This window comes from Halorubrum sp. FL23, assembly GCF_052439115.2.
GTDB classification, from domain to species: Archaea; Halobacteriota; Halobacteria; order Halobacteriales; family Haloferacaceae; genus Halorubrum; species Halorubrum persicum.
Map to the genome: position 1 here is coordinate 1 of NZ_JBQVRO020000003.1, position 18942 is coordinate 18942.

Consider the following 18942-nt stretch of genomic DNA (forward strand, 5'->3'; position numbering starts at 1 on the left):
TGTCGCGCTCGAGACAGCTCAAAATTGGCTCGAAGCCCTCGCCGTCTACCACAATTCACGCCAAACTTAACGCGACCGGAAACGGTAGTCACACGACGGCGCCGCTGGCGGTCTCACGTCCGCCACGGCGGACGGACAACCCTTTGTCCCGGGAGCGCGGAGCCCGACCGAATGCCCACGATCGACTGCGATCCGGCGACCGCGCGAGCCCGGTTGGCGGACGCCGGCGTCCGGATCGAGGAGGGGAACACCGCCCACGAGCGGTGGCGCGCCGAGCGAGAGGGCGCCGTCGCCGTCGCGTACGACGACAAGGTCGTCGTGCAAGGGAGCGACCCGACCCGGCTGACGACCCTGCTGAGCGAGGGCGGCGGACGCGCGCACGTCTACTTCGACGGGGGCTCGCGCGGCAATCCCGGACCGGCCGGAGTCGGCTGGTGTCTGGTTACCGCAGACGGGATCGTCGCCGAGGGCGGCGAGCGGATCGGTCGCGCCACCAACAACCAGGCCGAGTACGCCGCACTGATCCGGGCGCTGGAGGCCGCTGACGAGTACGGCTTCGACGAGATCGACGTCCGCGGCGACTCCCAGCTGATCGTCAAACAGGTGCGCGGCGAGTGGAACGCCAACGACCCCGAGCTCCGCGAGAAGCGGGTCCGCGTCCGGGAGCTGTTGGAGCGGTTCGACCGGTGGTCGATCGGCCACGTTCCGCGAGAGATAAACGAACGCGCCGACGAACTGGCGAACGAGGCACTCGATGACGCGAACTAACGACGAGCCCCCGGAGTGGGCGAAAGAACGGGCCCGCGAGGTACTGGCGGCGGAAACCGACGGGGAGGCGGAGGGAGCCGGCGGCAAGGCCGATGACGACGCCGACGATCGCGTCCCGGACGTGCCGACCGAGACCGTCGACGAGGCGGAACGGCTCACCCGGCTCGCCCGACGGACGGAGGAGGAGTCGGCCGCCGCGTTCTACCGCGAACGTCGCGACGAGCTGGTCGGAAGCCACGACTACGTCCCGCGGATCCGCGAGGACGACGACACGCTCGTGTTGTACCCCGAGGAGTGGATGGAGGCGGGGACCGTCCAACTCGACAGGATCGAGACCACGGACCGGGCCGTCGAGGTCTCGCTGTCGGGGCCGGGCGACGCCGACCGCTACCGCGAGGTCGCCGCGTACAACGACGCGGTCGCCGACGCGGTCGCCGACGCCCGCGACGCGGTCCACGCCGACACCGCCCGGAGCTTCGCGGCGTTCATGAGCAATCACTACGTCCGCGCGGTCGACGACGCGACCCCCGAGATGCGCGAGGAGTTTCGAGAGGAGTACTTCCCGCGGAACGGCTGGCCGAGCGACGAGCAGTTGGCCGTCGTCGACGAGTCGCTGGACGTGATCGAAGCGGTCGCTGCGGACGTGGACGGTCCCGAAACGTCGTAGGTCGGGCCTCGCGGAGCCGTCGCTCAGTGATCGAGCGTGCGCGGCTTTCGCCGCGCGCGTGTGCCAAAATTCAGTTGCCGCCCGAGACACCGATGAGTGGGGTCGTTACGCGTTGATCAGGGCGCGGATCTCGTCCGCGCGCTCCTCGTCGGTGACGAACCGGTCGAGGACCCACTCCAGCTGGCCGAGGACGGCGTCGTGGCCCGCCTCGGTGAGCTCGTACTGGTTGGTCCGCTTGTCGAGCTCGCTCTTTTCGACGAGCCCGTCCTCGACGAGGTCGTCGAGGTTCGGGTAGAGCCGCCCGTGGTTTACCTCGGAGCCGTAGTACGACTCGAGCTCGCGCTTGATCGCGAGCCCGTACATGGGCTCCTCCGAGAGAATCGTGAGGATGTTCTGTTGGAACGCGGTCAGGTCCGCTGCCGTTCGCGTCGGTGATTCATCAGCGACTGATTGTGCCTCTGACATGGCTAAAGGAAGGGAACCCGAACTTATAACCTTTCTCAAGGTTCACGAACGTTTTAATACGTCAGCGGACCTCGGGGCAGCGAATCGTGCCGATACCTGTGAGAACGGGGCCGAACAGTTCGATTCGGCGAAACGCCACTATCGAGTGATCGCGTACCGTAACGTCGGATACACGACAATCCGTCGACGAAACCGGGTCGTTTGGGTGAAATGTGTCACCCGACATATCGGTGTTTCTCGCCGGTACCGGTGCGACCTGCGGGTGAAACACTCGGCGAGGGCGAAGAGAGTAACTCGCGGATCTGGGCGTGAGCCGTGGCTTGCGGCGCAGTACCGGCAAAGCGGCGTCGGAGGCGAGAGAAGCCCGCTCGACGAGGTTGGGCCGATGCGGGAGGGCGTCCGCCGGCAGAAGTCGCGACGGAACCCGAAAGGACTTTGCGACCGATGGACGGAGTACCCGGTACATGGCTAACCTCTGGGAGGATCTCGAGACGGGACCGAACGCGCCGGACGAGATTTACGCGGTCGTGGAGTGTCTCAAGGGCGAACGGAACAAGTACGAGTACGACAAGGACATCCCCGGCGTCGTCCTCGACCGGGTGCTCCACTCGAACGTCCACTACCCGTACGACTACGGCTTCATCCCGCAGTCGTACTACGACGACGAGGACCCCTTCGACGTGATGGTGCTCGTCGAGGACCAGACGTTCCCCGGCTGCGTGGTCGAGGCCCGGCCCGTCGCGCTGATGAAGATGGACGACGACGGCGAGCAGGACGACAAGGTGATCGCGGTGCCGACCGAGGACCCCCGGTTCGACCACATCGAGGACCTCGACGACATCCCGCAGCAGACGCTCGACGAGATAGACGAGTTCTTCGCGACCTACAAGAACCTCGAGGCCGGCAAGGAGGTCGAAACGCTCGGCTGGGAGGACAAGCAGGCCGCGAAGGACGCGATCGAACACGCACAGGACCTGTACGACGAAGAGTTCCAGTAGACGACTGCGGGACGTTTGATAATCCTAGGGCATATCCGCCGGCAGCGCGGATGCGTTATGCCCATGGGTAATTTTTAGAGGGGAGGCCACGTACGTCCACGTAGAGCCATGAGCGCACACAGTCAATCGTCCGTCGGTATCGATCACCCGACGGTCGTCCCCACCAACTTCGATCCCGAGGATGCCGACGCCGGCGACGACGGCACCGAGAGTCCGGCGAGCGCGGCGGACGACGGACAGACGAACCGGTAGCCGGTTCGGCGGCCGAGCGTCGGGCTAGGCGTTCTCGACGACCGCGGAGAGACACTGGGCCTCGTCGACGAACGACTCGAATCGGTCGTCGACCCACTCGATCACGGCCTGGTCAGTCGATTCGAGCACGCACCGAGGATTGTTTCTGCGGTCGTAGGCGGTCACGCACGCGGTGTCGTCGTGCCGGAAGAGGCCGTATTCGATCGGCTCCGGAGAAACGTGCACCGTCGCGCGCTCGTCGTGTAGCGCCCGATCGGTCGCCGGACCGAACTCCGTGATCGACTCCTCGACCACCTGGCGGTCGATGACGAGTTCCACCTCGGCGCCCGCGTCGAGCACCTCCGCGGCCGCGTCGTTGAACTGCTGGATGACGATGGGGGACACGGCACGGATCTCCGAGCCGCTCCCCTCCCGGAGGAGTTCGGTGAGTCGGTCGACGACGGCGAGAGGGTTCCGATCGGGCGCGACGGTCAGCTCGCCGGCGTCGACCGCCGAGGGCGGAAAGTCGGCGCCGACCCGTTCGAGGTCGGCGGCGAACCGCCCGTGCCGATCCGCGACCTCGACCTCGTCGAGCAGCGCTTCGTACGCGTCGTGGACCCGTTTCCCGGTCGGCGTCACGTGGTAGGCCGCGTCGCGTTTGACGACCCAGTCGCGCTCCCGGAACCCGGAGAGGATGCGCTGGACCGTCGTCCGCGTCGCGTCGACCGCGGCCGTGAGGCCCGCGGGACGGCGCGGCTCCGCTCGGATCGCTCGGAGCATCGCGACCCGGACGGGAGACCCCGCGAGGTACTGTGCGCCGTCGTGTCCGTCGTCGACCGTCATCGTGCGACCCATGCGTACGGGCACCGCACGCTTAATCGTACCGCGTTGTCCCGCAACAGAAAGTCGGTAGGCGGGCTCAGACGGTTCGCCAGCCCGATCACGGGCGGTACCTGAACGAGACGACGGTACCGATGGTGTCCTCGCCATCGATGGCCTCGGTGGTGACGGTCGCGGCGACCACCGCGTCCTCGCCGAGCGCCTCCTCGATCACCGCGGTGAGCGCGTCGGGGTCGGCACCCTCCTGTAACACCGGCACCCGAACCTGCCGTCGGTTGACGCCGACGTCGCCGAGGTCGTAGTCGGTGTGCTCGAACGCGTCTCGGAGCGCCGCGTGGATGTCAGTCATGTTCCCACTTCGGTGGGGGAGGCGGAAAAAACGGATGGCTGGCCCCCAAGACGACGCTCACGACGCCGACCAAAGGCCAGCTGACCGTCTGAACGGTCAGCGAGCGCGTGTAGAGAGGTTAATTTATCATTTTTGAGCATTCAAATATAGAGAACTAGTTGGCGCAAAACGGGTTTGATGTTAATATCACGCGATATTCTGTGTAATATGCACGAAAGTGTTGCAGACTACGTGGCAGAGAACCCGAAGATGGCCGGCGTCCTGTTCACCGCGCTCCTCCTGCTGACGCAGGCGGCGCCCGCGGCGGCGAACGTTGGCGGCGCAAATCCAGGCCCTTAATCCAAGGTTAAATTGTCGCTCCAAGTCAGTTCGTTATCATAGAAAACCGGGACTAATTCGAGGTCGAGTAGGTTAGATAAGTCCTCACTATCCACATTCTCAAAGGAAACATCTGAAGGGATGTAATAATTAGAATCTGCTACATTAATATTAAGCCACGAAAGTGACCCAACTCCGTGATTCCCGTTTGGATAAAATTCACTTGATAAGCACCACGCCTCTTTTGATTCCTTATGTAAATTAAATATGACTGCCATTCCACTCCGACTCTGACAGATCGTCGTCCCACCATCGCCGACGACGATGTACTGATGGCCTGTGATGAGTTCGCGCTTCGCGACGTGAAGCGCGGTACGGAGGTTGAACCCGCTGTTCATCAGGCGGGCGATGATGCGGCCGAGCTGGGTCGCCGGCGAGTTCGCCACGTCGGAGAGCGTGACGATGCCGCCGCGGGAACCCCGGTGGACGAGAGCTTCGCCTTGTCGGTACGACTGGCAGGCGTTGAGCAGGAAGGCGCTGACGCCGACGTCGAGCTCCTCGTTCGTCAGGTCGAGGTACTCGTCGGTACACTGCATCCCGCGGTCGTCGACGTGGCCGATGTAGTGCAGAAAGTCGACATCGGACTGCAGCGTCTCGCGCATCTCCTCGCGAGTGAGGTCGTGGCGGACCTCGATGTCGAACTGGACCATATCGCGGAGGCCGTACAGGTCGGCGACCTGACCCTCCTCGCGCATCTGCTCGTCGTTGCAGACGACGAGTACGGAGATCCGCGACTGCTCGACCGCGCCGGCCTCCAGCCGCCGGTGATACGCGTCGAGGGTGGCCTTGTTGGCGTCGAGGGGAACGCCGGCACCGACCCACGCGTGTTCGACCGTGTCGACCGGCTCGGGCCGGACGAAGTCGGCGTCGGCCGGCACCGCGCCGCGCTCCGCCGAGGCGTCCGCGCCGCGGGTGGGCTCGGTGTCGGCGGCACCGCGGACGAACTCATCCGGACCGAGGGGCGCCGGCTCGGCTCGGCCCCCGCGGAAGAAGCCGACGCCGCCGCCCTCGCTTCCCGTCGCGGGCGTCACTGTCTCCGGCGACCGGACGATCGACAGCTCGCCGGCGATGAACGGGATCATCTCCACGTTCTCGGGGTCGGGACGCACGTCGGTCGTCAGCGTCCACTGGGGGATCTCCGGCTCGACGCGCTCGAAGGGGACCGCGAGGTACTCGCCGAGCCGCTCCGCGAGCGGGAGGTCGTACAGGCGGCCCCAGTCGAGGCCGATGTCGGTGGTCTCTCGCTCGTGGAGATCGACCGGGTAGAACCCCTCCGTGCGGGCGAGACAGTCGAAGTGGAACGCCTGTCTGAGCGCCTCGGCGGTCCGCCGCTCGAACTCCGGTTCGAGCGAGTGCATCCAGCCGTCGCCCTCGATCCGGGGGGCGTCACCGGGGACCACGTCGGCCGCGAAGTAGTACGCCAGCGAGACCACCGGGTAGAGGTAGCGATACTCCGGGGGGACGACGATCCGGACCCCGGAGTCGAGCGGCTCGACCCGGTCGGGGACGCGGAGCTCATCGCCCGGCTCGATCAGCGGCGGGTGCCCGCGGAGGGTGGGGAACGACCGCTCCGGGCTCGTCGTCTGGAGCGCGGAGCCGAGCAGGGAGACGGCGTCCATCAGCGACTCGGGATCGGTCGGCGTCTGAATCGTCCCCGCCGGGACCTGGTGGAGCGACCGAAATCCGAGCGTGACCTCGGCGGGGGCGTCGAGCTCGATCCGGGTCGTCCGCTCCGTCGTCGACACGGAGAACGGCGACGCGAACGCGAGGTACAGCTTCGTCGGCGCGGGGTCGATGCCGACGTGGTACGTTCCCGCCGGCATCGCGTAGGAGTCGCCGCGGGTGAGCAGCGCGCCGTCGCCGGAGCGGGTCTCGACGACAGCGACGCGGGGAATTTCGATGGTGCCGGTCTCGACGGTCACGCTCGCGTCGACCGGAAAGTAGTGGGCGTCCTCGGGGGTCGCGACCGGCTCGACCGACCGGTCCGTGTACACCTCGAACTGCGTGTTTTCGATGTGGTCCGTGACGGTGAGTCCGGCGGCGTCGGACAGTGGGTCGATGTCGATGCTCATGGGGAAACCGCGTTCAGTCGGCGGCAGGCCGCCGTACCGGGGTCGTCGGGTCCGTCGTTACCGGCATCTCGTGCGATGCGGCGATAAAGCTTGTGTCGGTGGATCGCCGCGGACCGAACGGATAAAGGGGCCGCCCACCCACGTTCGCGTAATGATCACGCTTGGAACGGCCCGCGCCTCGCCGGGGGAGACGGACACGGGCCGTCTCGAAGTCGGTGAGACACGGGACGGCAGTCCCGTCCGGCTGCCGGTGGCCGTTATCAACGGCGCCGAGGACGGGGAGACGCTGTACCTGCAGGCGGTCAGCGACGGCGACGAGCTCAACGGGCTCGGCGTCGTCAACCGGGTCGTCCCCCGGATCGACCCGGCTGAGCTGTCGGGGAGCGTTCTCGTCGTCGGCGTCGTCAACTACTTCGCGTTCCAGGTCGCTGAGCATCGGAACCCGATCGACGACCGGAAGATGAACCGCGGGTACCCCGGCGACGAGGACGGGACGACGAGCGAGCGCATCGCCCACGCGACGTTCCAAGCCGCGAAGCGGGCGGACCTCATCCTCGACCTCCACCAGGGGTCCACCAGCCGGATGATAAACGAGACGCGGGTGCGTTGCGGAATCCGCCACCACCTCCACGGGGACTGTTTGGAGCTGGCGAAGGTCTTCGGCTGCGGCCACGTCCTCGACATCAAGGGGCCGGACGGGCAGCTCGCGCGGGTCGGCCCGGAACACGGCATCCCGACCATCGATCCCGAGCTCGGCGGCGCCGTCGGCTGGGACGAGGAGTCGATCCAGTACGGCGTCGAGGGGGTGTTCAACGTGCTCCGCCACTACGGCTTCCTCGACGGCGACGTCGAGATCGAACGACAGACGAGAGCGCGCGGGTTCGACCAGTACGGGTCCCCCGCGGGCGGGTTGGTCCAGTTCGAGTGCGAGCTCGGCGATCGCGTCTCCACCGGGGACCTGCTGTACGAGGTGACCGACGTGTTCGGCGAGCTGAAAGGGCGAGTGACCGCCGACGACGACGGCGTCTTCTGGCGCACCCGACGCCTGCCGCAGGTCGCCGCCGGCGAGTACGTCTGCTCGGTCGGCACCAACGTCGACCGGTACTGATGCCCGACGGCCGACCCCCGGCTCGCGACCTCGCCTGTCCGGAGTGCGGCGCGACCGTGAGCGACCGGTGGCGCTGCGAGTGCGGCGCTCCGCTGGAGTTCGCCGACCCGCCGGCTCCGGAGGGACCGCCTCCGGGCCCGGACGAGGCCATGCCGGGTCCGGGCGGAAGCGGGCGCGACGCGATAGGCGCCCGAAGCGGCCTCTGGGCGTTCGACGCGTTCCTCGCCGTCGGCGACGATCCGGCCGACCGCGTGACGCTCGGGGAGGGGATGACGCCGCTGGTCGACGCGGAGAGAAGCGGCGACGACCCCAGCGCGGGCGGTTGGGACGCCGCGTTCAAGTTGGAGTACGTCTTTCCCACCGGCTCGTTCAAGGACCGCGGCGCGACGACGACGCTCACGCGAGCCCGCGAGCTGGGCGTCGAGCGCGTCGTCGAGGACTCCTCCGGCAACGCCGGCGCCGCGATCGCGACGTACGCGGCGCGCGCCGGGATCGACGCCGCGGTGTACGTCCCGGCCGACGTCAAGGAGTCGAAGCTCCGCGCGATCCGCCGGGCCGGCGCCGAACCGGTCCAGATCGAGGGCTCCCGCGCGGACGTGACCGCGGCGTGCGTGGCGGCGCTCGGCGAGGGTGACGAGGGAAGACGAAACGGCGGGGCCGCCGACGCCGCCTGGTACGCCAGCCACGCGTGGAACCCGGCGTTCTTCGAGGGGACCGCCACCGTCGCCTACGAGATCGCCGCCCAGCGCGGCTGGGAGGCCCCCGACGCGGTCGTGACCCCGCTCGGCCACGGCACCCTGTTTCTCGGGGCCTACCGCGGGTTCCGACGGCTGGAGCGCGCGGGCTGGATCGACGAGGTCCCGCGACTGTTCGGCGCCCAGGCGGCGGGCGCCGCGCCGATCGTCCGCGCGCTCCACGGCGCCGACGCTGCCGACCCCGAGGGGAAGGTCAACGCGGCCGCCGACGGGATCCAGATCGCCGAGCCGGTCCGGAAACGGGAGATCCTCGACGCCGTCGCCGACACCGACGGCGACGCGCTCGCGGTCACGCAGACGGCGGCGGAGCGCGAGCTCGAACGGCTCCACGCGGCGGGGTTTTACACCGAGCCGACCTGCGCCGTGGCGCCGGCGGCGCTCCGCGAACTCCGCGGGCGCGGCGCTCTCTCGCCCGACGACGACGTGGTCGTCCCGCTGACCGGGAGCGGGTTGAAGGGCTGACTCCGGCGTCCGCGGGGTCCGCGGGGCCTCACCACCGCCATCTCTTTTCACTCTCGCGCCGTTGGAGGGCGTATGGAGGTCCTCGTCTACGGCGCCGGCGCGATCGGAAGCCTCGTCGGGGGGTTGCTGGCGCGGACGCACGAGGTCACGCTCGTCGGGCGCGACCCGCACATGCGGCGGATCCGCGAGGACGGGCTTCGGATCGACGGCGCGGTCGACGCCCGCGTGCGCCCTCGCGCGCTCACCGACGGGGCGCATCGGTCGGCCGATCTCGCGGTGGTGACGACGAAGGCGTACGACACGGACGCGGCCGCGCGAGCGCTCGCGACCGGCGAGTACGACGCGGTCTGTTCGCTCCAGAACGGCTTCACGGAGGAGCGGCTGGTCGCGGCGCTCGACCCCACCGTGCTCGCGGGAACGGCGAGCTACGGCGCCCGGTTCGTCGAGCCCGGCCGCGTCACCTGCACCGGCGTCGGCGAGGTCGTCGTCGGGCCGCTTTCGGGGGGCGGCGACCCGCTCGCCGAGCGCGTCGGGAACGCGTTCGACGAGGCCGGGATCGAGACGGTCGTGGCGACGGACATGCCCCGTCGCCGGTACGAGAAGCTCGCGGTCAACGCGGGCATCAACGGCCCCTCGGCGCTGGCGCGGATCTCGAACGGCGCGACGCTCGACGGCCCGGGTGGCGAGGCGGCCCGCGAGGCGGCCCGGGAGGTCGCGCGAGTCGCGCGGGCCGACGAGGTCGCGCTCGGCGAGGCGGAGGCGGTCGCCGCCGTCGAGCGCGTCGCCGCCGACACCGCCGCCAACCGGTCGTCGATGTGCGAGGACGTGGCGGCGGGTCGGCGGACCGAGGTCGACGCGATCTACGGCGCCGCGATCGAGCGCGCGGACCGGTTCGGCGTGTCGGCGCCGACGTGCCGGACGCTCGCGTCGCTCGTCCGAGCGTGGGAGGTCGGTGCGGACGTTCGCTCCGCGGCGGCCGCTGACGAGACCGATTCGGAGTAGCCGTACTGGCGGAGAAGCGGGGGCGCCGACAGCGCCTACGGCGGAGTTAACACCACTCTTCGAGGACGGTGGCGTCGGTCTCGTCGACCGAGACCCACGCGTTCTCCCGAGAGACGTCCGCGATCACGAGCTCCGGTCGTGACGCTGACGAGTCGATCGACGCCATCACGTCCGGCGAGTCGTCGGCGTCGAGGGCCGGATCCGTCGGTAACGCCGTCCGGCGGTGATCTGGGTCCGGGTCGTCCCATGGAGTGGAACTCCGTGACATGATTGTGAATTGTTCACAGTACCTATAAGCGTTCCGGACCGGGAGCGTCCGCAGTCGGCGGATTCGAGATCTGAGGCGATAATCGGGGACGGAAGCCCGTGTCAGCCGTCGATCACGGGGAAATTGTCGGAGTACGGTGTCGATCTGACGGAGCGATTGGCTCGCTGTCACGCGCCCCGTCGCGGGCCGGACGGGCCGGGCCGGCGTTTCGAGGGGCTCTCCCGGCGCGCGCTCCGCGCTCGACGAACGGCGGCGAGAGCCGGCCATCGGCCGCCGACCGCTGTCGAACCACCTTCGCAGTATACAAGAGGTGCCACGCTGAAAGACGGTGCATGAACGTATCAGACGCCATGACGCCGCGGTCGGATCTCGTCGTCGTCGAGATCCCGGGGAGCCGGAACGACGTGTTGGAGTACATCCAGGAGCACGGCTTCTCGTCGGTGCCGGTCGTGAAAGACGTCGACGGCGACGAGGTGTACCGCGGGCTCGTCTCCCGCGACGACCTGATCGAGCAGCCGGACGAAGACCAGCTCGCGCTGCTGATGCGAGAGGTTCCGACGGTGAGCGCCGACGACGCGATCGGCGACGCCGCCGCCACGATGGCCGCCGAGGAGTCGCGCCGGCTCCCGGTCGTCGACGGCGACCGGCTCGTCGGCATCATCACGGTCACCGACGTGGTTCGGGCCATCGCCCGCGGCGAGATCGACGGCGAGACGGAGGTCGGCGGGCTCGCGACCCCCGCGGTCAACGCGACGTACACGGAGACCCCGCTGCCGGTCGCGGAGCGGGAGATCGGGCTGGCGAACGTCCCGTACGCCGTGGTGCTCGACGACGACGCCGAGCTCGCGGGCATGCTCACCGAGGTCGACGTGCTGGAGGTCGCCCGCGTCGTGGAAGGGGAGGCCAGCACGGGCGACTCCATCGCCGAGCAGGACTCCGAGTGGTCGTGGGAGGGGATCAAGGCGACCGGCGCCCGCTACCTCCCGACCCGCAACGTGGAGCTCCCCGTCGGCGCGGTCCGCCACTTCATGACCGATGACCTCGTGACGGTCAGCGGGACCCGGACCGCGAAGGAGGTGGCACAGGAGCTCATCAGCAACGACATCGAGCAGGTGCCGCTGGTCAACGGCACCGACCTCGACGGTATCGTGCGCGATGTCGACCTGCTGGAGGGGTTGTAGATGGCGTCCGAGGCGATCGTCGAGCTGGCGAAGCGGCGCGGGTTCTTCTTCGGCTCGAACGGCGCGTACGGCGGCACCGCCGGCTTCTACACCTTCGGTCCGCAGGGCGCGGCGCTGAAGAAGAACGTCGAGGACGCGTGGCGCGACCGGTTCACCATCCGGGAGGGGAACCGCGAGATCGAGGCGCCGACGATCATGCCGGAGCCCGTCTTCGAGGCGTCCGGTCACCTCGACACGTTCGACGACATGCTCGTCGAGTGCCCGGAGTGCGGCGAGTCGCACCGCGCCGACCACCTCGTCGAGGCCGTCACGGAGATCGAGGACGCCGAGGCGCTCCCCGGCTCGGAGGTCGAGGAGCTCATCGCCGACAACGACATCGCCTGTCCGTCCTGTGGCACCGCCCTCGCGGGCGTGACGGTCGAGGATTTCAACCTCATGTTCGCGACCGACATCGGTCCCGGCGACGCACAGCCCGGCTATCTGCGACCCGAGACGGCGCAGGGCATCTTCGTGGAGTTCCCGCGGCTGAAGGAGTACGCCCGCGGGAACCTCCCGTTCGGCATCACCCAGATCGGCCCCGCCTACCGCAACGAGATCTCGCCGCGCGGCGGGCTCCTCCGGCTGCGCGAGTTCACGCAGGCCGAACTGGAGCAGTTCATCGACCCCGAGGAGGACGAGCCCCCGCTGGACCGCGTCCGCGACGTGTCGGTCCGCCTGTACCCCGCGACGGAACAGCAGGCCGAGGACGGGGAGTACGTCGAGACCACGGTCGGCGAGGCGGTCGACGAGGGGACCATCGGCTCCCCGTGGGTCGGCTACTACCTCGGCGTCGCGAAGCGGTGGTACGACCGGATCGGCGTCGACCTCGACCGCTTCCGCTTCCGCCAGCACCTCGCGGGCGAGCGCGCCCACTACGCGTCCGACTGCTGGGACGCGGAGAGCGAGGTCGACGGCGACTGGATCGAGATCGCGGGCTTCTCCTACCGCGCCGACTACGACCTCTCGAAACACGACGCGCACGGCGACGACGCGTTCACCGTGTTCAAGCGCTACGACGAGCCGAAGACGGTCGAGCGCGCGACCGTGGACCCCGACATGTCCGTGCTCGGCCCCGAGTTCGGCGGGGACGCCGCCGCGGTCGCCGAGGCGCTCGAGACCCTCGCTGAGCGCGACCCCGACGCGTTCGACGGCGAGACGGTGTCGGTCGAGGCGGCCGGCGAGACCCACGAGGTCGACGCCGACGTGGCCAACTTCTCGGTCGAGACCGTGACCGAGAACGGCGAGCATCTCACGCCGCACGTCGTCGAGCCCTCCTTCGGCGTGGGGCGAACGGTTCAGACGCTGCTGGCGCACGCCTACAGCGAGGACGAGGTCGACGGCGAGGAGCGCACGTACCTCTCCTTGGAGCCCGAGGTGGCGCCCCAAGACGCCGCGGTGTTCCCGCTGGTAACGAACGACGACCGGCTCACCGAGTTGGCCGACCGCGTCGCCACCGACCTCCGCGAGGCGGGGCTGGCGGTCGCGTACGACGACTCCGGCTCGATCGGGCGTCGCTACCGCCGGCAGGACGAGATCGGCACCCCGTTCTGTGTCACGATCGACCGCGACGGGATCGAGGGCGACGGCCCCGAGACCGTGACCGTTCGCGAGCGCGACTCCGCGGCGCAGGTCCGGGTTCCGGCCGAGGAGCTGGCCGAGGAACTGGCCGCGCTCCGCGCCGGCGGCGAGTTCGACGCGCTGGTGGACCGCTACGAGACAGTGGCGACCGACGTCGAAACCAACTAACTCGTGCCCCTTCCGGCGGCGGAGTGGCGGGCCGAAGTGGAGTTCGAGCGGCGGCTGGTCCACGCGAGCGGCACGCTGTTCCCGGTTCCGTACCTGCTCGGGTGGCTGACGTGGACCGAGACGGCCGCGATCCTCAGTCTCGGCGTCGCCGTCGTCGGCCTACTGGAGTTCCTCCGGCTCGTCGTCGGGCTCGATCACGCCGTCTACCGGCACCTCACGCGGGAGTACGAGTCGGACAGCGTCGCCGGCTACGCGCTGTACCAGGTCAGTACCACGGCGGTGGCGGTCGCCGCGGTCCCCGCGCTCGGCGTCCCCGGCATGACGCCGACGCTCGCGGTGCCGGCGATCTGGATGGTGTCGCTCGGCGACCCCGTCAGCGGCGCGCTCGGGGACAACGACGCGACCGAGTCGAAACGCCCCGCCGCGTGGATCGCGATGTTTCTGGTCAGCTTCGCGTTGGCGCTTCTCTTTACCGTGTCGGCGTTCGGCGTCGGCGTCGGCGTCGCGGTCGCGCTCGCCGGCGCGGTCCCCGCCGCGGTCGCCGACGGGCTCCCGCCGATCATCCGCGGCGTCGCCGTCGACGACAACCTCACCATCCCGCCCGCCGCGGCCGGAGGGATGCTCCTCGCGGTCACGGCGCTGGCGTAGGACGGCGGCTCGTCGAGTTCGCAGGGCGCCAGTCGGACTGCACCGGTCGCTCTGACGGGGCGATCTGCAGGAGAAACGAGGGGCGATCGACGACCGATCTACGCCGCGCGGCGTTCCTTCGCTTTCGGACGGAGCTTCGTGTAGCCGCACTTGCGGCAGCGGTTCGCGTCCGGGGAGTTGCGGGCGTTACAGCGCATGCAGATGTGTCGGTCGAGGTTGCGGCGTTCCGCGGCGTCGAAACTGGCCATACACCTACTGTCGGGCCGACGCTGTAAAAGGTTGCGAGACGCGGCGGGTCGGATCGGGGGTCTGAGGACGGGTGGAGCGCCCGCCGTGTGCCCGTGCGTCAGTTGGTCCGTTGGTCAGTGCTCCCGCGGTTTCGCGGGACCGAGGGTCGGAGATCCCGCCGTTACGCGCCCGCCTCGGAGAGCGCGGCCTCGATGTCCTCGCGCTGGGTGACGCCGACGAACCGGTCGACGACGCCCTCGTCGTTCTCGACGATGAGGGTCGGCAGCGAGCGCACCTGGTACTGGTTGGCGACGTCCTGCTCCTCGTCGACGTTCACCTTCTGGAGCTCGAAGGCGTCGCCGAGGTCCTCCTGGATCTCCTCCAGAATCGGGTCCTGCGTCTTACACGGGCCGCACCAGTCAGCGTGAAAATCCAGCAGTCGAACAGTCATTATCCGGCGCATTCTACCGCCGGGCGGCGCATAAGGGTTTCCCACTTGTGCACGCTCGGGCGTCGAACCGCGACAGCCCCGACACGACGCTCCGAGGCGGGCGCCGCGCCGAGCGCCGAACGAAACGTTTAGAACGCCGCGAGACGCACCGATAGCCATGAGCAGTGGTTCCAACTCGGGCGGGCTGATGTCCAGTGCGGGCCTCGTCCGCTACTTCGACAACCAGGGCCGGGACGCGATCACGATCGACCCGAAAACCGTCCTCGCGTTCTGTGTCCTCTTCGGCGTGTTCGTACAGATCCTCTCGCTGACCGTCGCGTAGGCCCCGTTCCGAGTCGCCGCTTCCGTTCTTCCCCGTCAGCGCTCCGGTGTGTCGGCTCCGTAGCGCGCCCTTTTTGCCCGTTCCCCACCGACCGGTTCTCATGCAAGCAGGCGTCATCGCCGTCCAGGGGGATGTGGCCGAACACGCCGCCGCCGTCGAGGCCGCCGCGGCCGCCCACGGCGAGTCGGCGGACGTGGTCGAGGTCCGGGAGTCGGGGGTCGTTCCCGACTGCGACGTGCTCCTCATGCCCGGCGGGGAGTCGACGACCATCTCGCGGCTGATCGGCCGAGAGGGGATCGACGAGGAGATCCGCGAGCACGTCGCGAGCGGAAAGCCCGTGTTAGCCACCTGCGCGGGGCTCATCGTCTGCTCGCGGGACGCGAAGGACGACCGCGTCGACGCGCTCGGGCTCGTCGACGTCTCCGTCGACCGGAACGCGTTCGGCAGACAGAAGGACTCCTTCGAGGCGAAGGTCCCGGTGAACGGGCTCGACGAGCCGTTCCACGCCGTGTTCATCCGCGCGCCGCTCATCGACGACGCCGGCGACGGCGTCGAGACGCTCGCGACCGTCGACGGGCGGCCGGTCGCGGTCCGCGACGGTCCCGTCGTCGCCACCGCGTTCCACCCGGAGCTCACCGACGACTCGCGGATCCACGACCTCGCCTTCTTCCCCGACCGCGAGGTGGTCGCGTGAGCGATCCGGACGCGGACGGGACAGGCGGTGCGGACGGCGACGCGACGGCCGCCACGGACGGAGAGGGCCCGGAGCCCCCCGCCGAGGCCGTCCTCGACGAGCTGTTCGCCACCATCGAGTCGCGGAAGGCGGAGCTCCCCGAGGGGTCGTACACCGCCTCGCTGTTCACCCACGAGAAGGGGGAGAACGCGGTGTTAGAGAAGATCGGTGAGGAGTCCACGGAGGCGATCCTCGCGGCGAAGGACGACGACCTCGACGAGCTCACCTACGAGAGCGCCGACCTCGTCTACCACCTGCTGGTGTTGTTCGCCATGAAGGACCTCGACATCGACGACCTGCGCGAGGAGCTGCGGGATCGCTTTTAAATCCGACCGGCCTCGCTACCGCTACCGCTCCCGTTCGAGCTCCCGATCGATATCGGCGAGCTCCCTGTCGATGTCGTCGAGCCCCTCGGTCTCCAGCTCGCTCGCGATCCGACGCTCGAACTCCGCCTCGCCGATCTGCCCCTCGACGTACTGTCTGCGGAGCCGGTCCCGCCGGCTCTCCGAACCGTCGCCGGCCGACGCCGGAGTGGACGACGACCGCGACCGCCCGAGCGAGTCGCCCGGCGAGTCGCTCGCGGCGTCGCCGCCGAACAGCCACGCGCCGGTTTTGTAGAGGAGGTAGACGACGCCGGCGAGCACCGCGAGCGAGACGATCCCGGAGACGATCGCCCACACGAGGCTCAAAATCGCCGAGACCACGGAGACGACGACGCTGACGCCGATCAGGATCGCGATCGCGACCGCACCGTAGTAGAGGGCCTTCGTCCCGTCCATGCGGGGAGTCGCGCGCCCGGGCGCAAATACCTTCTCCCGTCTCCGGGCCCGCTCGCCGGAGACGGGCCCGCTCGCCGACACACCGCCGCTCCACCGTCAGAAGACTTATTCGCCGCTGTGGTCGTGAGTTAGAGAAATGCACCCGAAGCCGTGGTCTCGGACCGGCGCCTCGCCCGCGGACCGCAGCGAGGCCCGCCCGTGAGCGACCGCACCGCCGGCAGCGATCGGCCCGAATCGGGCGTCGGCCGTCGGACCGTCCTCGGCGCGCTCGCCGGGACCGGGAGCGTCGCGGTCGCGGGATGCGGCTCCAACTCCGGTTCCGATCCCGCTGGCTCCGACTCCGAAGCCGGTTCCGACTCCGGCTCGTCGCCGGACGACGCCGAGACGGGCGGGCTCGATCCGGAGACGGTCGAAGAGCTCGCGGTCCGGTTCGCCCCGACGCTGTACTTCGACACCGCCGAGCCGTGGTTCCCGACCGACCCCCGACCGTACGCGACCGAGGAGGACGGCGAGACCGTCGTCGACGGGTTCGACGCGTTCGACGGCTACCACGAGCAGTACGACGAGGCGGGCGAGCCGCCGAATCCGACCGTCTTCTACAACGGGGTCCGGTACGAGGAGTCGCCGCTCGCGGTCGTCCAGTTCTGGCTCTACTCCGCGTTCGACCAGTTCACCGCCAACTTCCACTGGCACGACTGGGAGGTGCTCCACGTCTTCGTCGACCTCGACACGGGCGACCCGCAGCTGTACGTCGCCAGTTCCCACTCCCGCAGCGTGCCGAACAACGAGTTCCTCGACCCGGATCCCGACGCGGTCCCGCGGATCCTCTCCGAGCTCGGGTCGCACTCCAGCACCCTCTCGGTCAACGAGATCCCCGACCGGTTCCAGCGCGTCGGCGAGGAGGGGCTGCTCGCGGACATCACCAACACGACGATCGATACCGTCGAGGACCTGCTGGGGATCCCGCTCGCGTACGGCCTCCCCCGCGACGAGGGGATGCGCCTCCCGTTCGTCGTCCCCGAGTACGAGGGCGCGCCGATCTACGACCACCCCGATCTCCCGTCGGTCACCGCGGAGTCGCTGGTCGACGACGCGCTCACGGTCCGGTCGCTCGACGCGCTGGAGTCGCCCCCGACGGACCTCCCGCTCCGGGAGACGGGGATCGCCTTCCGCCACGCCGACAGGGAGGACGCGGTCGCGGACGAGACCGCCGGGGAGGTGATCACGTACGACCTCGTCGAGACGGCCGAGCTGGAGGGGATCTCGGCGTTCACCGGGCCGCAGCTGAGCTTCGAGTTCGCCGTGCCGGAGGCCGTCGAGGACGCCGTCGCCGGCCACATCACCACCACGGGCGTCCCGTGGGACCAGCCCCGCTACGAGAACCCCGCGGTCGACGTGACCGCCGGCAATCACCGGTCGGAGCTCGCCGACCGATACGACGCCGTCGCCGCCGAGGAGTCGTTCGGCGACGCGGTGAGCGAGGAGATCGACGCGGTCGTGGCCCGCGTCACGCGGACGACCGAGAGCGACGAGGCCCCCGACGGCGAGGGGCTGACAACGACGGACGCGGTCACCGAGTCGTTCGTCCTGATCGAAAGCGACTCCGAAGCGGTCCCGACGTTCGCCGGCGGGGTCGCGGTCGCCAACGGGGTCCCCGAGGGCGACCACCGGTTCACCGTCAACGGCGCCGGGCAGGCGCCCCACAGCGAGAAGCTGACGGTCGCTGCGGACGAGCCCGTGACGGTCGCCGGCGTCGACGGCGAGATCCCCCTGACCGCCCGCGAGAACGCGCGGAAGCTCGAGCTGTCGGACGCCGACAGCGACGTCGACGTGACCCGGTCCGCGGTCGAGGACGACTTCGCCGGGCGGCTCTACGACTCGGCGATCGACGGGAGCGACGCCGTGTACGTCCACGCGGGCGGCGCGTACACGGCCGAGGTACGCGACGCCGACGACGAGGTCGGCGCGTATCGGATCAACCCGGATCCGCCGGGCTCCGACGGCGGCGGAGAGGAGCCGATCCGAATCGAGCGTCCGGAGACCGGGGCGGCACCGCTCGCCGGCTACGTCGCAGACGTGGCCGAGGAGACGCGGGCGGCGGTGGCGGCCGCGGCGGCTGACAGCGGCGACGACACCGACGGCGATGAGGGCGGGAGTTCCGGCGGCCCGTCGAACGCGGTCAACGGCCTGGAACGCGCGCTCGCGGCCGCGGTCGACGCCGCGGAGCGGGCTGAGGAGCGCGCCCGCGCGGGGGACGGTGAGGGGACGGAGCGCCAGCTGGCGAACGTGCTCGATCGGATCGCGCGGATCGAGGAGCGGCTCGCGGCGGCGCGGGAGGGGCTCCCGCCCGGCCTCGCGAACGCGACCGGGAAGCGGGTCGAGCAGGCGACGCGGCGGGTCGAGCAGGCGCGAAACGCCGGGGAGCTCTGAGGGGTCCGTTTCGCGGTCGGGA

The 18942-nt window shown here is 69.4% G+C and carries 23 protein-coding genes and 1 pseudogene; 16 read left to right on the plus strand and 8 right to left on the minus strand.

Annotation, left to right across the window (positions count from 1 at the left end; genetic code table 11):
• The 3 genes and pseudogenes from ACT4MF_RS04180 to ACT4MF_RS04190 form a co-directional block, all read left to right on the plus strand.
• A pseudogene (locus ACT4MF_RS04180) lies at positions 1–70 on the plus strand (IS6 family transposase); the annotation flags it as partial.
• A 101-nt stretch (positions 71–171) separates the two neighbouring features.
• Positions 172–768, plus strand: a complete 597-nt coding sequence (gene rnhA, locus ACT4MF_RS04185; protein ID WP_444681833.1) for a ribonuclease HI — start codon at positions 172–174, stop codon at positions 766–768.
• Positions 755–1435 carry a DUF7108 domain-containing protein gene (locus tag ACT4MF_RS04190; RefSeq protein WP_444681834.1) on the plus strand — a complete coding sequence of 227 codons (681 nt, stop codon included), beginning with the start codon at positions 755–757 and terminating at the stop codon, positions 1433–1435. The genes rnhA and ACT4MF_RS04190 overlap by 14 nt, the downstream gene beginning before the upstream one ends.
• A 105-nt stretch (positions 1436–1540) precedes the next feature.
• Here ACT4MF_RS04190 and ACT4MF_RS04195 read toward each other — a convergent pair whose 3' ends face one another.
• Complete coding sequence (locus ACT4MF_RS04195) at positions 1541–1900, minus strand: PadR family transcriptional regulator (protein ID WP_099253774.1); 360 nt, start codon at positions 1898–1900, stop codon at positions 1541–1543.
• Between the two features lie 464 nt (positions 1901–2364).
• Between ACT4MF_RS04195 and ACT4MF_RS04200 the strand changes: the two genes are divergently transcribed.
• Both ACT4MF_RS04200 and ACT4MF_RS04205 read left to right on the plus strand, forming a co-directional pair.
• Positions 2365–2898 (plus strand): inorganic diphosphatase, encoded by a 534-nt coding sequence (locus tag ACT4MF_RS04200; RefSeq protein ID WP_099253773.1) that lies wholly within the window; start codon positions 2365–2367, stop codon positions 2896–2898.
• A 108-nt stretch (positions 2899–3006) separates the two neighbouring features.
• Complete coding sequence (locus tag ACT4MF_RS04205) at positions 3007–3150, plus strand: hypothetical protein (RefSeq protein WP_444681835.1); 144 nt, start codon at positions 3007–3009, stop codon at positions 3148–3150.
• Positions 3151–3174: 24 nt separating this feature from the next.
• Here ACT4MF_RS04205 and ACT4MF_RS04210 read toward each other — a convergent pair whose 3' ends face one another.
• Both ACT4MF_RS04210 and ACT4MF_RS04215 read right to left on the minus strand, forming a co-directional pair.
• Positions 3175–3972 (minus strand): helix-turn-helix transcriptional regulator, encoded by a 798-nt coding sequence (locus ACT4MF_RS04210; RefSeq protein WP_099253792.1) that lies wholly within the window; start codon positions 3970–3972, stop codon positions 3175–3177.
• Between the two features lie 97 nt (positions 3973–4069).
• Positions 4070–4318 carry a hypothetical protein gene (locus ACT4MF_RS04215; RefSeq protein ID WP_099253772.1) on the minus strand — a complete coding sequence of 83 codons (249 nt, stop codon included), beginning with the start codon at positions 4316–4318 and terminating at the stop codon, positions 4070–4072.
• A gap of 207 nt (positions 4319–4525) precedes the next feature.
• Between ACT4MF_RS04215 and ACT4MF_RS04220 the strand changes: the two genes are divergently transcribed.
• Positions 4526–4657 (plus strand): DUF7503 family protein, encoded by a 132-nt coding sequence (locus ACT4MF_RS04220; protein ID WP_444681836.1) that lies wholly within the window; start codon positions 4526–4528, stop codon positions 4655–4657.
• Here ACT4MF_RS04220 and ACT4MF_RS04225 read toward each other — a convergent pair.
• Complete coding sequence (locus ACT4MF_RS04225; protein WP_444681837.1) at positions 4654–6768, minus strand: caspase family protein; 2115 nt, start codon at positions 6766–6768, stop codon at positions 4654–4656. The genes ACT4MF_RS04220 and ACT4MF_RS04225 overlap by 4 nt on opposite strands.
• Positions 6769–6919: 151 nt before the next feature.
• Between ACT4MF_RS04225 and ACT4MF_RS04230 the strand changes: the two genes are divergently transcribed.
• The 3 genes from ACT4MF_RS04230 to ACT4MF_RS04240 all read left to right on the plus strand — a co-directional run bounded on the left by ACT4MF_RS04230 (position 6920) and on the right by ACT4MF_RS04240 (position 10095).
• The gene (locus ACT4MF_RS04230) at positions 6920–7876 is read left to right on the plus strand and encodes a succinylglutamate desuccinylase/aspartoacylase family protein (RefSeq protein ID WP_444681838.1); all 957 of its coding nucleotides are present in this window, start codon (positions 6920–6922) and stop codon (positions 7874–7876) included.
• Positions 7876–9093, plus strand: a complete 1218-nt coding sequence (locus tag ACT4MF_RS04235) for a threonine synthase (RefSeq protein WP_444681839.1) — start codon at positions 7876–7878, stop codon at positions 9091–9093. Before ACT4MF_RS04230 ends, ACT4MF_RS04235 begins: the two co-directional genes overlap by 1 nt.
• Positions 9094–9165: 72 nt before the next feature.
• Positions 9166–10095, plus strand: coding sequence for a ketopantoate reductase family protein (locus tag ACT4MF_RS04240; RefSeq protein WP_099253768.1), 930 nt, complete (start codon positions 9166–9168; stop codon positions 10093–10095).
• A gap of 46 nt (positions 10096–10141) precedes the next feature.
• On the opposite strand, the gene ACT4MF_RS04245 is transcribed toward ACT4MF_RS04240, so the two are convergent.
• Positions 10142–10363, minus strand: a complete 222-nt coding sequence (locus ACT4MF_RS04245) for a DUF7556 family protein (RefSeq protein WP_099253767.1) — start codon at positions 10361–10363, stop codon at positions 10142–10144.
• Positions 10364–10695: 332 nt separating this feature from the next.
• Between ACT4MF_RS04245 and ACT4MF_RS04250 the strand changes: the two genes are divergently transcribed.
• From ACT4MF_RS04250 to ACT4MF_RS04260, 3 genes are read left to right on the plus strand one after another with little or no spacing between them, the layout of a single operon-like run.
• Positions 10696–11544 (plus strand): CBS domain-containing protein, encoded by an 849-nt coding sequence (locus ACT4MF_RS04250; protein ID WP_099253766.1) that lies wholly within the window; start codon positions 10696–10698, stop codon positions 11542–11544.
• Positions 11545–13329 carry a glycine--tRNA ligase gene (gene glyS, locus ACT4MF_RS04255; RefSeq protein ID WP_099253765.1) on the plus strand — a complete coding sequence of 595 codons (1785 nt, stop codon included), beginning with the start codon at positions 11545–11547 and terminating at the stop codon, positions 13327–13329. It abuts the gene before it with no gap.
• A 3-nt stretch (positions 13330–13332) separates the two neighbouring features.
• Positions 13333–13977 (plus strand): dolichol kinase, encoded by a 645-nt coding sequence (locus ACT4MF_RS04260; RefSeq protein ID WP_099253764.1) that lies wholly within the window; start codon positions 13333–13335, stop codon positions 13975–13977.
• 98 nt (positions 13978–14075) lie between these two features.
• Here ACT4MF_RS04260 and ACT4MF_RS04265 read toward each other — a convergent pair whose 3' ends face one another.
• Complete coding sequence (locus tag ACT4MF_RS04265) at positions 14076–14225, minus strand: 50S ribosomal protein L40e (RefSeq protein ID WP_095635394.1); 150 nt, start codon at positions 14223–14225, stop codon at positions 14076–14078.
• 161 nt (positions 14226–14386) lie between these two features.
• A complete protein-coding gene (locus ACT4MF_RS04270; RefSeq protein ID WP_008005064.1) occupies positions 14387–14656 on the minus strand; it encodes a thioredoxin family protein in 270 nt (89 codons plus the stop codon).
• A 157-nt stretch (positions 14657–14813) separates the two neighbouring features.
• Between ACT4MF_RS04270 and ACT4MF_RS04275 the strand changes: the two genes are divergently transcribed.
• The 3 genes from ACT4MF_RS04275 (at position 14814) to hisE (ending at position 16037) form a co-directional block, all read left to right on the plus strand.
• Positions 14814–14978: a preprotein translocase subunit Sec61beta gene (locus tag ACT4MF_RS04275; protein WP_099253763.1), complete on the plus strand. Its 165-nt coding sequence runs from the start codon at positions 14814–14816 to the stop codon at positions 14976–14978.
• 100 nt (positions 14979–15078) lie between these two features.
• Positions 15079–15672, plus strand: a complete 594-nt coding sequence (pdxT, locus tag ACT4MF_RS04280; protein WP_444681840.1) for a pyridoxal 5'-phosphate synthase glutaminase subunit PdxT — start codon at positions 15079–15081, stop codon at positions 15670–15672.
• Positions 15669–16037, plus strand: coding sequence for a phosphoribosyl-ATP diphosphatase (gene hisE / locus ACT4MF_RS04285; RefSeq protein ID WP_444681841.1), 369 nt, complete (start codon positions 15669–15671; stop codon positions 16035–16037). Before pdxT ends, hisE begins: the two co-directional genes overlap by 4 nt.
• A gap of 21 nt (positions 16038–16058) precedes the next feature.
• On the opposite strand, the gene ACT4MF_RS04290 is transcribed toward hisE, so the two are convergent.
• On the minus strand, positions 16059–16490 hold the full coding sequence (locus tag ACT4MF_RS04290) for a hypothetical protein (protein ID WP_444681842.1): 432 nt from the start codon (positions 16488–16490) through the stop codon (positions 16059–16061).
• A gap of 198 nt (positions 16491–16688) precedes the next feature.
• Here ACT4MF_RS04290 and ACT4MF_RS04295 point away from each other — a divergent pair, with 198 nt between their 5' ends.
• A complete protein-coding gene (locus ACT4MF_RS04295) occupies positions 16689–18920 on the plus strand; it encodes an ICP22 family protein (protein WP_444681843.1) in 2232 nt (743 codons plus the stop codon).
• Positions 18921–18942: the final 22 nt, after the last annotated feature.

Bases quoted from the DNA above. Each gene is read 5' to 3' on its own strand.
- rnhA (WP_444681833.1), top strand. From the start codon at position 172: ATGCCCACGATCGACTGCGATCCGGCGACCGCGCGAGCCCGGTTGGCG.
- ACT4MF_RS04190 (WP_444681834.1), top strand. From the start codon at position 755: ATGACGCGAACTAACGACGAGCCCCCGGAGTGGGCGAAAGAACGGGCC.
- ACT4MF_RS04195 (WP_099253774.1), bottom strand. From the start codon at position 1,900: ATGTCAGAGGCACAATCAGTCGCTGATGAATCACCGACGCGAACGGCA.
- ACT4MF_RS04200 (WP_099253773.1), top strand. From the start codon at position 2,365: ATGGCTAACCTCTGGGAGGATCTCGAGACGGGACCGAACGCGCCGGAC.
- ACT4MF_RS04205 (WP_444681835.1), top strand. From the start codon at position 3,007: ATGAGCGCACACAGTCAATCGTCCGTCGGTATCGATCACCCGACGGTC.
- ACT4MF_RS04210 (WP_099253792.1), bottom strand. From the start codon at position 3,972: ATGACGGTCGACGACGGACACGACGGCGCACAGTACCTCGCGGGGTCT.
- ACT4MF_RS04215 (WP_099253772.1), bottom strand. From the start codon at position 4,318: ATGACTGACATCCACGCGGCGCTCCGAGACGCGTTCGAGCACACCGAC.
- ACT4MF_RS04220 (WP_444681836.1), top strand. From the start codon at position 4,526: ATGCACGAAAGTGTTGCAGACTACGTGGCAGAGAACCCGAAGATGGCC.
- ACT4MF_RS04225 (WP_444681837.1), bottom strand. From the start codon at position 6,768: ATGAGCATCGACATCGACCCACTGTCCGACGCCGCCGGACTCACCGTC.
- ACT4MF_RS04230 (WP_444681838.1), top strand. From the start codon at position 6,920: ATGATCACGCTTGGAACGGCCCGCGCCTCGCCGGGGGAGACGGACACG.
- ACT4MF_RS04235 (WP_444681839.1), top strand. From the start codon at position 7,876: ATGCCCGACGGCCGACCCCCGGCTCGCGACCTCGCCTGTCCGGAGTGC.
- ACT4MF_RS04240 (WP_099253768.1), top strand. From the start codon at position 9,166: ATGGAGGTCCTCGTCTACGGCGCCGGCGCGATCGGAAGCCTCGTCGGG.
- ACT4MF_RS04245 (WP_099253767.1), bottom strand. From the start codon at position 10,363: ATGTCACGGAGTTCCACTCCATGGGACGACCCGGACCCAGATCACCGC.
- ACT4MF_RS04250 (WP_099253766.1), top strand. From the start codon at position 10,696: ATGAACGTATCAGACGCCATGACGCCGCGGTCGGATCTCGTCGTCGTC.
- glyS (WP_099253765.1), top strand. From the start codon at position 11,545: ATGGCGTCCGAGGCGATCGTCGAGCTGGCGAAGCGGCGCGGGTTCTTC.
- ACT4MF_RS04265 (WP_095635394.1), bottom strand. From the start codon at position 14,225: ATGGCCAGTTTCGACGCCGCGGAACGCCGCAACCTCGACCGACACATC.
- ACT4MF_RS04270 (WP_008005064.1), bottom strand. From the start codon at position 14,656: ATGACTGTTCGACTGCTGGATTTTCACGCTGACTGGTGCGGCCCGTGT.
- ACT4MF_RS04275 (WP_099253763.1), top strand. From the start codon at position 14,814: ATGAGCAGTGGTTCCAACTCGGGCGGGCTGATGTCCAGTGCGGGCCTC.
- pdxT (WP_444681840.1), top strand. From the start codon at position 15,079: ATGCAAGCAGGCGTCATCGCCGTCCAGGGGGATGTGGCCGAACACGCC.
- ACT4MF_RS04290 (WP_444681842.1), bottom strand. From the start codon at position 16,490: ATGGACGGGACGAAGGCCCTCTACTACGGTGCGGTCGCGATCGCGATC.